Annotated in this window: 10 protein-coding genes; 1 reads left to right on the forward strand and 9 read right to left on the reverse strand. The window is 54.3% G+C overall.

The features are described from left to right. Positions 1 to 182 precede the first annotated feature (182 nt). From L6H98_RS30325 to L6H98_RS30340, 4 genes are all read right to left on the reverse strand, one after another. Positions 183 to 2,555 carry an Ig-like domain-containing protein gene (locus tag L6H98_RS30325; RefSeq protein WP_236421434.1) on the reverse strand — a complete coding sequence of 791 codons (2,373 nt, stop codon included), beginning with the start codon at positions 2,553 to 2,555 and terminating at the stop codon, positions 183 to 185. A gap of 337 nt (positions 2,556 to 2,892) precedes the next feature. After that, positions 2,893 to 4,023, reverse strand: a complete 1,131-nt coding sequence (locus tag L6H98_RS30330; protein ID WP_236421469.1) for a glycoside hydrolase family 88 protein — start codon at positions 4,021 to 4,023, stop codon at positions 2,893 to 2,895. Between the two features lie 111 nt (positions 4,024 to 4,134). Then, positions 4,135 to 6,066: a glycosyl hydrolase gene (locus L6H98_RS30335; protein ID WP_236421435.1), complete on the reverse strand. Its 1,932-nt coding sequence runs from the start codon at positions 6,064 to 6,066 to the stop codon at positions 4,135 to 4,137. Positions 6,067 to 6,128: 62 nt separating this feature from the next. After that, a complete protein-coding gene (locus L6H98_RS30340) occupies positions 6,129 to 8,081 on the reverse strand; it encodes a heparinase II/III family protein (RefSeq protein WP_236421436.1) in 1,953 nt (650 codons plus the stop codon). Positions 8,082 to 8,591: 510 nt separating this feature from the next. Between L6H98_RS30340 and L6H98_RS30345 the strand changes: the two genes are divergently transcribed. Further along, entirely contained in the window at positions 8,592 to 8,846 is a 255-nt protein-coding gene (locus L6H98_RS30345; protein WP_236421437.1) for a hypothetical protein, read from the forward strand. A 139-nt stretch (positions 8,847 to 8,985) separates the two neighbouring features. On the opposite strand, the gene L6H98_RS30350 is transcribed toward L6H98_RS30345, so the two are convergent. The 5 genes from L6H98_RS30350 to L6H98_RS30370 all read right to left on the reverse strand — a co-directional run bounded on the left by L6H98_RS30350 (position 8,986) and on the right by L6H98_RS30370 (position 12,389). Further along, complete coding sequence (locus L6H98_RS30350; RefSeq protein ID WP_236421438.1) at positions 8,986 to 9,327, reverse strand: general stress protein; 342 nt, start codon at positions 9,325 to 9,327, stop codon at positions 8,986 to 8,988. A gap of 160 nt (positions 9,328 to 9,487) precedes the next feature. Further along, positions 9,488 to 10,144 (reverse strand): SGNH/GDSL hydrolase family protein, encoded by a 657-nt coding sequence (locus L6H98_RS30355; protein ID WP_236421439.1) that lies wholly within the window; start codon positions 10,142 to 10,144, stop codon positions 9,488 to 9,490. Between the two features lie 186 nt (positions 10,145 to 10,330). After that, positions 10,331 to 11,137, reverse strand: a complete 807-nt coding sequence (locus tag L6H98_RS30360; protein WP_236421440.1) for an NAD(P)-dependent oxidoreductase — start codon at positions 11,135 to 11,137, stop codon at positions 10,331 to 10,333. A 206-nt stretch (positions 11,138 to 11,343) separates the two neighbouring features. Next, the gene (locus L6H98_RS30365) at positions 11,344 to 11,673 is read right to left on the reverse strand and encodes an AzlD domain-containing protein (protein WP_236421441.1); all 330 of its coding nucleotides are present in this window, start codon (positions 11,671 to 11,673) and stop codon (positions 11,344 to 11,346) included. After that, positions 11,664 to 12,389: an AzlC family ABC transporter permease gene (locus L6H98_RS30370; RefSeq protein ID WP_236421470.1), complete on the reverse strand. Its 726-nt coding sequence runs from the start codon at positions 12,387 to 12,389 to the stop codon at positions 11,664 to 11,666. Before L6H98_RS30370 ends, L6H98_RS30365 begins: the two co-directional genes overlap by 10 nt. Positions 12,390 to 12,646 lie beyond the last annotated feature (257 nt).

The raw sequence follows: 12,646 nt of genomic DNA on the forward strand, positions 1-12,646 counted from the left end.
CGCTATACGCAAGTATCCTAGCTACGCAGGGGCTTGGCCCCTCCTGCGACCGGACTTTCACCGGCTAGAAGATGCGTGCTTAGCTGGGCACGCCCAATGCAAAAAGGGGTACCCGCCTAATGCGAGTACCCTTTTTCTTTATCTTTTCTAGTCGGTGCATGTGAATGCGGGTAATGCTCACATTACTTCGCTTCTACAATAACCGTCACTTTGGTTTTTTTGCCGGCAAAGCTCACGGTAATCGTCGCTTTCCCTTTGCCGTTTGCTTGAATGACGCCATCCTTCACGGTTGCGGCGGCAATCTTGGAAGACGTCCATAGGGCCGGCTTGGATACGTCGGCTTCCGATCCGTCCGCATAAGTTGCGGTAGCTACTACCGTCACTTTGTCGCCCGGTTTCATCGTAAGCGTTACTTTATCGGTTTGCAAATACTTGAGCGTATCTACGTCAACGGCGACGCTCACCGATTTGCTGCCGTATTTGGCGGTTACTTTCGCTTTGCCGTAACCGACGGCCTTTACTTTGCCTTTGCTTACTTGAGCAACCTTGTAACTATTTGTCTTCCAGTCGGCTTTGTCGGTTACATCCCGCTCGGTGCCATCGCCCAGGATTGCGGTCACGGTGATCTCTCCCGAATCTCCGGATTTCATGGACAATGCCGGAACGGAAGCCACGAGGCGGGTAATCACGTCCACTTCTACTTGAATCGTCACTTTTTGTGAGCCGTATTCAGCCGTGATGTTCGCTTTACCGCTCGCGTTAGCCGTAATAACGCCTTTCTTGACGTCAACAACGCGGGAGTTGCTCGATTTCCAAGTGGCTTCCGTCGTTACCACCTGCGTCAATCCATTCTCGTCCGTTGCCGTCAACACGATTTGCTGGGTTTCTTTGGCGGACATCACCACATAGTTCAAATCTGCTTCAAGTCCGCTGGCCATGCCAACTTCAACCGGCAGCGTAAGGGATTTTCCGCCGATTTTGGCGGTGATGGTTGCTTTACCTACTGCAACACCGGTAACGACACCTTTGCTGTCGACCTCAGCGATTTTCTCGCTGCTGCTGCTCCACTCCGCCTCCTCGGACACATCCTTGGACGTTTCGCCGTAGATGGCAAGTACTTTGGCGTTAAATTTGCCGCCAACGGAAACGGAAGCCTTTTTCTGTTCCATTTGATACTTGTCCGGAACGTCCACATTCACGGTGAATTTGGATGTTTTGCCGCCGTATGCCACGGTAATTGTTGCCGTACCGGATTTGTAAGCGATCAAGTCGCCTTCGGAAACGTAAACTACGTCCGCATCGCTGGATGTCCAGGTTGCTTTTTTAGTCACGTCCTCTGTGCTGCCATCGATATATTCCGCTTTGGCTTCAAGCGTCTTGGTTTTGGTGGAATCCCCGAGACTCATCGTCAATTTTTCTTCTACGCCTTTAATGTCGAGATATCGTGCCGTATCCACGTCTACGGCGATTTCCACCGATTTATCCCCGTATTTTGCTTTAATTGTAGTCGATCCTGCACCCACCGCCGTAATTTTGCCTTGGTACACGGTGGCTACTTTCTCGTTGCTGGAAGTCCACTCGGCTTGAGTGGTCACGTCTACATCCGCACTGTTTGGATACGAAGCGGTCAGAGTCATGCTTGCCGTTTTATTGGTATCGGCCAGGCGGAAGAAAATGCTTTGTTTCTCCACGCTGATCTTGCTTGTCAGGTCTACGTCTACATCGATCGTTACCGATTTGGTACCATAGCTTGCCGTAATTTTCGCAGAACCGGCAGCATAACCGGTGATTTTGCCTTGAATGGCGTCAGCCACTTTCTCATTGCTGGAGGTCCACTCGGCCAGCGTCGTAACGTCTTTGGTGGAACCGTCCGGATAGGTCGCTGTCAGTTTGACATCTTCACTTTTGTCCAACAGCAAGCTGATTTTCTTTTTGTCCACATCGACACGTTTAACAACCTCGACGTTGACATCCACGGTGACGCTTTGTTTACCGACTTTACCCGTAATTACTGCCGTACCGGCGCTTTGTCCGGTAACTTTGCCGTTGACGACCGTAGCAACCTTCTCGTTGTCGGAAGACCATTCCGCAATTTTGGAAGCTTCGGTATCTGTCGAGTTGTCGCTGTACGTTGCCGTCAGGGCGATCTCTTTGGTGTCGCCGGTCCGCAAATCAAGGGTCTGCACGTTCTTGGACAGTGCTTTGACCTTTTTCGTGACATGCACGGTCAACGTTTGGCTTTTACCTTGATACGTAGCCGTAATTGTAGCTTCTCCTTCTTTTTTGGCTGTAATCGTCCCGCTATACACGGAAGCAATAGCATCCGAATTACTGCTCCAATCGGAGCCGAGCGTTACGCTTGCCGACGAATTATCGCTATATACACCCGTCACCGTCACTGAACCGGAGTCACCCACTTCAAGAGACAGCTCATTCTTGGATAAGACGATTTTGGACAACTCTTTGTCTGCCGCAGCGACCATGCCTACGTTGGAAATACTCAAAATCATTACCAGCATCAACACCATGTACTTGGTCCATCTTGGCTTAAACATCATTTCCCCCCTGAATGCGATCATTTTTTTCCATATCTTTAATGTCGGCATGAACTTTCCAGATGTTTAGACTTTCGGTGGATTTTTAGGAAAACAACACGAAAAGCACCGTCTTCTTAAGGGAACCGCATGTATGCCCAGCACGCCTGTGATCCGCGCATATCTGATCCGGAAATACCGCAAGTTTGGCCCAAGCGAAAGAGCCGTCCCGAAAGACAGCTCCCCCTACAGAACATATTAAAAACAGGCCATGCGACATGGGATGCCTCGCTCGCTCCTGACGGTTGCATATATTCGCCCCTTCGGCTGAACAACCATGAAGCTGAAGCCCTGGGATTCAGAACCATCCTTCCCGCCCGCGCAGCTTCGCCAGCGTTTCCATATAGAAGTAGTCGCCATAAATAATCGGCACGTTCAGGCCGCGCCGTTCAGGGTAATGCACGGTTCCCTGCAGGATCAGCCCCTCCTCCGCGGACGAGGCCCCGGAGCTGTAGCGCTCGTATAAGCCGCGCGCAAGGCGCTCTCCGGCTGCGGCATACGCCTCGCCTCGCGGCGACAGCTTCGCCAGCTCCAACAGTCCGCTGGCAGCGATGGCTGCAGCGGACGAGTCCCACGCCACCTGATGCTCGGCAGGTGCGCGAAAATCCCATGGCGGCACGATGTCTTCCCCGAGCATGGCGAGGAAGACATCGGCCGCGCGCTCCGCTGTCTCCAGATAGCGGGCTTCGCCCGTGTACCGGAAAGACAGCGCAAACCCATACAGCGCCCAGGCGTTGCCGCGCGCCCAGGCGGAACCCGGAGCATGGCCCTGCCCGCCATGCTCCCGTACCTTCTGCCCCGTGGTCGGATCGAATTCCACCACGTGGCAGATGGACCCGTCGCCGCGGACGAATTCGCGCGCGACGGTATCGGCATGCGCTTCGGCCAGCCAGCGGAAGCGCGGGTCGCCGCTCTCCTCGGATGCCCAGTAGAGCAGCGGCAGGTTCATCATGCTGTCGATGATCGCCACGCCGCGCGTATCCATGGCCGCCGAATCGAAATTCCAGGCACGGATGAACCGCCCCCGCACATGGAAGCGGGCGGCGAGCAGGTTGGCCGCAAGCAGCCCGCGCCTCCGTCCGTCCGCGTTTCCGGTTTGGCGGTAATGGGCAACGCCGCTAAGCAGCCAGACGAAGCCAAGGTCGTGATCCACCAGATCCGGATCACGCAAACAGGCCTCCAGCTGTTTCTCGCAACTCAACGCGATCCGGGACAATGAATCGGCTTCCTGAGCCGTCCCCGCTTCCCTCTGCACAAGCCACAACAGTCCCGGCCAGAACCCTGCCGTCCACCACTCCGGCGCGTTCTGGTCATATTCCCCCTGAATCGAGGTATGCGGGAACGTATCCTTGATCCGCTGCGCGTTTCTGACGGTTTTAAGCACTCCCTGCTGCCATGCCTCTTCTGCCCAATTCGTTTCTTCTGCCATAGCTGCCATTGTAATACTCCCCCTTTATCTTTTCTTTACGTGCCACCACTTGACAACATCACCAAGCCGCTCATTAAGCACCTGCATCCCCCTGTAAAGAGAAGCACCCCATCATGCCTTCCCTGTCGACGCGCCCAGTTCCACCGTAAACGTCAACGTGCGGCTCTCCGGCACTTCCATTCTGGCGAATCGCAGAAGGCCATTCCGCGAGGCCACCGTGCCGTCCTGAACATGCACTCGCCCGATGCTGTCCACCAATTTCGATTCTGCATAGGCCCCGCGGAATTCCGTGCGCACACGATTGTCGGAACAAGTGATCTCTGCCTGCTGCTCACCGTCGCCGAACATGAGCGGAATGACAGCACCCGCCGCCTGAATCTGCCCCTCGAACTCGTAGGTGATCTGCAGCAGTCCCTGCTGCTGCAAAACATGCATACGCAGTTCTTGCAATCCTTGCAGCGGGCCATGCCACTTCAGCGTGAATGAATTACGGCAAAAATGTTCCCGAGCCCGCTCGCCATGGAATGCTTCCGATTCCACCTCCAGCTTGACCGAGCCTCCACCGAGTGCCGGATCGATGCCTGCATCCCTGTCGTATTCCGCGCCGGACGAAATTCCCTCTGCCAGCGTATGCCACTGTCCGTCAGGCGTCTGCCAAGCCGGGCAGTAACTTAACGGCAGCGTCTCCCCTTCGCCGAACTCGGTGAATCCCGCATTCGCATGTCCAGCCGCTGCGGGACCGATGCCTCCAGGCAACCCCTGTTGATGAATGCGAACCAGGCCCGGCACCGTGTAGGGATCATTTAGCGCGGTATGCAGGATGATCTGCTGACCCGGCACTGAAGCGGAAATCGTCTCGAACCAGCCGTCCATCTGAAGCACGCGTGCGCCAACCTCGGAAGGGATCGGCCGCTCCTTCAGCCCGTCCCCCGGATCACATAGGTATGCATTGGCTAATGCCGCCACCGTCCACAAGTTATAGCAGGTATGATTCGTATATACCTCATATCCGTGTCGTTTCTCCGGAGGGTAGAAATTTCGAACGATATGCAAGCGTCCGTCTTCCATGCTCCAGCGGGCCACGGCATCGAAGCACAAGTTGGCGGCGCGGGCAAAAATGCCGGCCATTCCGCGATCCCTGGCCTTCAATGCAGCCGAAGCCTGGCTCGCAAACACGGACGCGGCAGCCGCTTCGTTCCACTGATGCTGGGAACTGCGTCCCCGCGGGGGAATCTCTCCGAGCGGCGAGAGCGTAAGCAGCGAGGAAAAGGCACCGTGCCGCAGACATTCGGCAAGTACAGGGGCGCACTCCCCCTCATATCCGGCATCAATCATGATGCCCAGATGGTAACGCGTAGCGATGTCATAGGCGAGCGGGCAATTCGGACGATCGAGCGGGCCGTCCTGATAAAGGCCGAGCGGCGTGAACCGCGTCAGATGATACGCGCTTAAATAACGGTCCATCCATTCGGTCCCTTCCCCGGCCAGTCCTTCCTTCCAACGCAGAACCTCGCCCGAAATCATGATGGCATTCCAATTGATCATACGGTTCGGATTGTTCATTTTGCTCATCGTAAATACATAGTCCCGTTCCGGCTCAATCTGTCTTAACATCCCGGCCCAAACCTCCGCTTGCTCAGGCAAGAAGGGTTTGAGCAGCATATAAGCGCGCATCATCAAGACTGGAAAAAAATCCGGATGGGAATCCGGAGCTTCCCCTTGCACGACGGCCGATATGCTTCGCGTGAGGGCGGCCGACGCTGAGGGCAGCAGATCCGCATGGCCTTCCTTAACCAACACGGCCGCCGCCATCGCATAAGCTGGGGTTGAGTAATACCGCTCCCTGCCTGAGTATGGGTCTTCGATCGCCCCATTTTCCTGTTGATAAACCCTGTACGCACGCACAATTTGTTCAATGAGCGCCAATTTCCGCTTGCGATTCCATCCGGTCGGTTCAATCCCATCCGCCTGCGCCGACAATGCCCGAAACTCCTCCAGCTCCCGCTTCCAAGGATAAGAAGTCCCGGCTGTATACGTTAACAAGAGACAGACCTCCTTAAGATCGGATTTTCCCTTTTGCTGTCACAACTCGCACAACCCCATCGCTATCCTTTGCCGCCTTCACCTCGCGGGGATACGACAAATCTCATCTTGCATTCGGTGACCGGCGAGCCGGGGCCAGCTCCTTGCCCGGATTCCGGCATCGACCCCGCCCGGCTCAAAGACAATGCCGTTCGATACAATCTCAACGGGCGGTGATCATGATCCACGGCATCCAATACCTCAACCTTTGCATCCCAACAAGCAGCGTCGTAATGCAAGGTCACGGCAGCGCGTCGGCCCGCCCATCGAATCCGTCCACGCTCCGATACCGGCTCGAATCGGCTAATCAGGTGTTCAACCACGAAAGGAAGCGCCTGACGTTTCCCGCCAGTGTTCTCATCGATTGCGTTCTTCCATACGAATCGATCTTCCACAACCAATTCCGCATCCTCGCTTCCTCTTGGACCGTTCCACTTCAAATGACGGAAGCAGGCTGCAAGGTTATTCGCTTCCCCATAGGCCGACGTTAGGTCGAAGGCGATCTCCGCCCTTCCCGGCGAAGTTACATCCGCCGCCAGAGTATGCGCGGCTGCATTCCGTCCCGACACCTGATAGGTGCCTTCGATGACCGGAACGCTGTGCCCCTGCGAGCCGATCTGCATGATCGATTCGCGTCCCGGCGAAAAATAAGCTTTGGTGTACTCTCCCGAACCCGGATCGCAGAGAATCGTTTCTCCGCCTGCATGCAGAAGAAAGTGCCCCAGATCATTATGGTTATGAGGCTCATCATTGTGCCCGCCCTTGACCGAAAAAGCAGCTGTCCAACTTGCGCCGTTCTCTGCCTGCACCGTCCCTCGGGAAATCGTCCATGACAAGTTTTCCAAATGGACCGTTGTCGCCTGGTTCGCAGGTTGGCCTTCTGCCGCAAACCAAACCGGATCGCTCCACAGCACGTTGCGCATGGCATGTGCCCAGCGGCGGCAAGGATCGCCCGTCAGCAGCGGCAGCTCAAAAGGGAGACTTGCCGGCTTGCCGGTATGGGAAGCCCAATAGGACAACAAGCCTGACGGGAGCACCTCCCGTTCCCGGCTATCCGAATAGTTGACGAAGATACCCTCCGATAAATGAATATGGCGAGGATAAGCGGCAATGGCTTCAATTTTCGGACCGGACAGCAGATCAAGTTCTCCCCCGCTGAACAAATGAAGCATGTCGGCATAATACGTATAAAATCCGAAACCGTACACCCAATAGCCGATGCCTTCCGCACATCCGCCATCCATGCCGTAGCCGCTCAGAAAAGCCACCATGGAACCAAGCGTTCTCCGGACTGCCGCTGCAAGCAGCTCCTCGTCTTCCACAAGCAGCAATGCCGCAATACCGCATCCCCCGCTGCATACCGCCGACCAGTTATGGTCCGCTCTCTCCCAACCGAATGGGGCATTGTCCCGATACAACGGAGCGAATATGCGCCGATCAATCTCCCCGCGTACAAGCCTGCCGACGCGTTCATCCAGCTCATCGCCCAGCATGACGACCATTTCCGCCAGCATTTGGGCCGTTTCAGCGGCGAACAGGTCGATCTGTATCCCCGACCGCGCCTCCTCACCGGCACCGATATGGGCCGGCAAACACCAGGTCAGCTCCTGGCACACGTTCCAGATCAGATCTTCCAGCAAAGCCAGCCTTTCCGGCTCCGGTGAAAATGCAGCCAGCAGACCGGTCGCGACAACTCTCCCCCGCCGTTCGAAATACGCTTGCTCGTATGCCTTGCGCTCACCCGTATCCCTGAATTCGCGATAAAGGGAAAAGCTTAGCTCAGGCATCGCCTCTTCGCGAGCCTTTTGTTCATACGCCAGCAGGTCTGCGCGAAAATCAGAAAAAGCCGCGCTATGGAGCGTATCAGCCACCCGTTCCCTCCAACTCTGCACACTCTTCAACGCAGCCGGTCTTGCGGTGCGAAGCGCTTGTTTCATCTGATCCGTCGGCCAAGCGAAGCCTGGATGAACAGTCATCGCCATCCCTCCCCGTTTTATGTAACCGATTTCATTCTAGCCCATCACGTCGCAAAAATGAAGGGGATTTCCGAAACCAGATATTTATTGATAAAACTGCGTAAAATAATCATATTTCCTGCAACTCCTACACAGACGGATCGAATTCGTCCGATGTTTCCCCAACGACACAGGGAGACAATGACACTGGAAATTTTATGGCTGGAATAGGAAAAAAGGTGCAACCTTTTGACCCGCTACCTCGTACATGTCATTGTCGATCAGCATCAGATCGTGCCTTTTTATTCATTTTATAAGGATAGGTGAACAACACTGTATCATGAATTTTTCCGCCAAGCGGCAGACGATCTTGTACAGCGTTCCGGAAGCCGGGTTCGTGTCCGCATCGAACCATGTTTTCCGGATGGACGTCTAGTCGGCGGCAAATACCATGCTGCCAGCCATACGGTTTTTCTTTACGAAGAAGAAATCATAGAGCAATGCAAGCTGCTTTTCGGTTCGCTCGAACCTTTGAGATCCTATATACGCGTCATCCTGGCTCATGAACTGGGGCATGCCGAGGACAACGAGCTGGAGTATCTGTCAGGACTTCTCGACACGTCGTCTGCTCCTGCGGATCGGTTCAGAGTGATGCTGCACATCGAAGAAAACGCGTGGAGATATGCCGAAGCACTGCTCCCGGATATCGATCCGATATTTCTGCGCACCATCGTTGACGAGTCCTTGTTCAGCCATCGCCAAGCTGTGGAGCAGCATATTGCCTGAGTATGGCTTCCGTCGCTTTCATGGATGCCGTTTGAAATACCGCCAAATGAACAAGGCCGGATTTCACCCCGTTCGTTCGGGTTGAAGTCCGGCCTTGTTTATTTTTTTAGTCAGGGCGGTTCATGTCCTGACCAGGTCTTTAATCGTTTCGATTACGGGCTCGGGCCTGTCCGCCTTTGCGCCCGGCTTCCTCGCGACTCATTTTGCCATCGTCATTGTCCTGGTTGTTCCCGTTCGCACGACCGCCTTCACGGCCGATCTCCTGGTAAAACTCTCTGCCATGGTTGTTGGAAGTCGCTTCTCCGCCTTTACTGCCGATCTCTTGGTAAAACTCGCGATCATGCGAATTGGACGTTGCCTCTCCGCCTTTGCTGCCGATTTCTTGATAAAACTCGCGGTCATGGTTTCTTGAGGTTGCTTCTCCACCCTTACGTCCTGCTTCTTCACGGCTCATTTTTCCGTTTTGATTGTTTTGTGCCATTTGAATTCACTCCTTATCGGGTATTGAATATAATGTGCTACGATTTTTATTTACCCCTCCTATTGTTATTTAAACATTTTATTTCTAAAAATGGTTTTAATAGTTGAAAACAATTAAAAAGCAGAGGGCATGTCATATGCCTCTCTGCTCGCCTGCCTTGCTATTGGATTTTCAGCGGACTTTCCTGCACGATCTTCAGCCACTGCCGTGCCATCAGCTCGTGTCCTGCTGCCGTCGGATGAACGCCATCCCAGAGCCAGTATGCGGCGTCGGCCTGCTTCAGTGCATCGTCGAACACCTGCTGCAGCGGCACGAACACGGCCCCGAATTCCTCCGCCAGCCCGGCAACGATTCGCTGGTAAGCGGCCATTTTCCTCTCCCAGACGTCCCATTGTTCCGCTGGCGCGCCCGTGTTCAGGATGAACGGCTCCATCAAGACCAGACCGGTATCCGGCAGCACTTCACGCGTCTCTTCGAGCAGATGGCGATAAGCGCGTTCGAAACGGTCCGTAATGCCGCTCGCTTCCCCTTTCATCGTGCGCCAAAGATCGTTCACGCCGATCAAAATGCTGAGGAGCTCCGGCTTCAGGCTGATCGTATCCTCGTTCCAACGTGCGTACAGATCGGAAGCGCGATCCCCGCTAATGCCCCTGTTATAGAAAATCGGCTGCTTGCCTGCCAATTCCATGCCCAGCTTGCTGGAGATGAGGTACGCATAACCGTGGCCCAGAAAATGGTTCGGATCGTCATTGCGCGAGCGGCCTCCATCGGTAATCGAATCTCCCTGAAACAAAATAACGGACGGACTTTTCACCATGATATGTTCTTTCCTTCCTCGCTATGTAAAATGAACTTCGATAACGCCCTGTTTCCATTGTAGACCTTTCCCGTCCAATAGAAAATAGCGTTTTCACATTCATTTGCCGAGGCCGTTACCATGGTTTTCTTGAAAGCTTCGTCGTTCAAACGAATTTCTACTGCCCTCTTTTGACCAGAGGTACCATTACCGTTTCGGTTGCTCCTTGGCCACGTAACCTCCGCCCTGATACGGCGTCTCGTCCTGCTTATCCGGTTCTCCCCTGCGTTTTGCCTCTTCCCATAGCACCGCAGCGTCATCCTCGGGGCGATATCCGATGCTGTCCGCCAGATCGCTGATATCGTAATAGTTGTCGGCATTGGCCGAGGTTCCGTACAGATTGAAGAATCTCATGGACTCGTCCGCTTCGATGCAGCATGAAGCCAGCTGCACCATGTCTCTGGGCGAAATCCAAATATGCGAAGCTCGCTCGGAATGCGGGTGATTGTCTCCGGAAAAGTTGCCTATACGGATATTGAAGGAGGACAGACCGTATTTGTCGGCATAATACCTGCCGAGCAGCTCAATGTAACATTTGCTGAGCCCATAGAAGCTGTCCGGACGGTACGGGTCATCTGCCTCGATCGCCTCGCCTGTTTTGTAGAAGCCCGTCGCATGATTGGAGCTGGCAAATATAACGCGTTTTACCCCGTTCAGCCGGGCTGCTTCATATAAATGGTAGGCTCCGGTCACGTTAATCGGCAGCACCTTGCCCAAAAAGTCCTCCTCGTCCTTCGCCCACGCAATGTGCAGCACCGTGTGTACACCTTCGGTCAATTCCCGCAAACGCGAGGCATCCGTCACGTCCAGCGCAACGATGCCTGCATCATGATCCGGCCGCAGATCGGCCGCCACGATTTCATACCTGTCCAATGCCTGCAACCCATCCAGCAATGCGCGTCCAATAACGCCGGCTGCGCCGGTGATCAACAATTTTCGCCTTGGTAACTCCATCTCTCTTACTCCCTTCCCTGGTGAAGTCAGACGTTAAACCCAATGGTCAGGTACGCCATATGTTTCATTATTAACCGAAGAAAAGAGGGAGTTACCCGCAGGCTTAGATGAATGATCGGCATCTGTCCGTCTGCCACATTTTCGCACGCTGCCCCGAGCCGCTTTTCATTGGTTGCGAAGCGCCTGCAACCCGCTCAATGCTGCATTTACCCTAACCAGTAGCGCAAAACCATCATGGCAACAATGCCGACAAGCACCGTTCCGAGCAGACTGCGCGTCCAGATGGCCACGGCAAACGTAGGGAGCGCTGCCCACAACGCAGCATTTTGCGTAATAGGGATAAGCTGGTTACCCGACATAAACAATTCCTGACCGATGAGTGCCGCCATGACCGCTACGGGCACATACTCCAACCAGCGTAGAAGCCAACCCGGAATCGGTATGCGGCTGAAGAGCATGAGCGGCAGCACACGCGGCAGGAAGGTCAGCAGCGCCGCCCCCATAATGATCCAGAATACGTCCCATCTTATTTCCATCGTTCCATTAGCACCCCCATCGTTGCAGCGATGACCGCCGCCACAATAATGCTCATGCTGCCCAGCGATGCCATGCTTGCCCCAACGACGCAGACTACGGCAATCACCGCCACGCTGATATGCAATCTTCTGTTTTTCCGCTGGGCGAGTTGAAGCACGATCAGGCCGATAAACATGGCAGGCAGCGCAAAATCAAGCCCTAATCTTTCGGGGTTAGCAATCCATCTTCCGAAATAGGCTCCTGCCATATTGGCGGCAAACCAATTCAGATAGGCTGTAATGTTCAGACCATGCATCCACCGCTGGCTCAGCGACGTGCGTCCGATGGCCCGCGTCATCGCCACGCCGAACGACTCGTCCGTGAGCAGCGAGCCGATCCACATGTTTTTGAGCGGCGTCAGGTGGCGGAAATACGGCGAGATTGCCGCGCTGAGCAGCAGGTGGCGCAGATTGACGAAAAAGATCGTAAATATGATCGCTGCCGCCGACCCGTTGGAGGCCAGCATGCCCGCCGCGATGAACTGCGCGGAACCGGCATACAGAATAAGGCTAATTAACGCCGTTTCCGCCAGGCTAAGCCCGGCCGTCATTTCAATGACTCCTGCGGCGAAGCCGATGCTCAAATATCCGAGAAGGGTTGGAACGCAATCCTTCACGCCCTGCATGAAGGAGGCCTCGTCCAAAGTTTCAGCACGGTACGTTCCATTAGCGTCCATTCCCGGTACCGTTTTATTCAAGTAATGCAACTCCTTTCCGATGTCTTCATCAAATCAAATTATGATGCAGGCTGCTTAATTCCAGAAATATACCACATGTTGGCGGTTTCGAAAGAGACAGATATGCCATATACAGAACAGATATGATCCATAAGAACTAATCCATAGCAACTTTCATGCAAAGCCATTTAAAATTATGTTGAATAAACTCGAAATATGTCATACTATAGCACCAGAACCATCTGAAAATGCATGTT

Source organism: Paenibacillus sp. JJ-223, from assembly GCF_927798175.1.
In the GTDB taxonomy this organism is placed as follows: Bacteria; Bacillota; Bacilli; order Paenibacillales; family Paenibacillaceae; genus Paenibacillus; species Paenibacillus hubeiensis.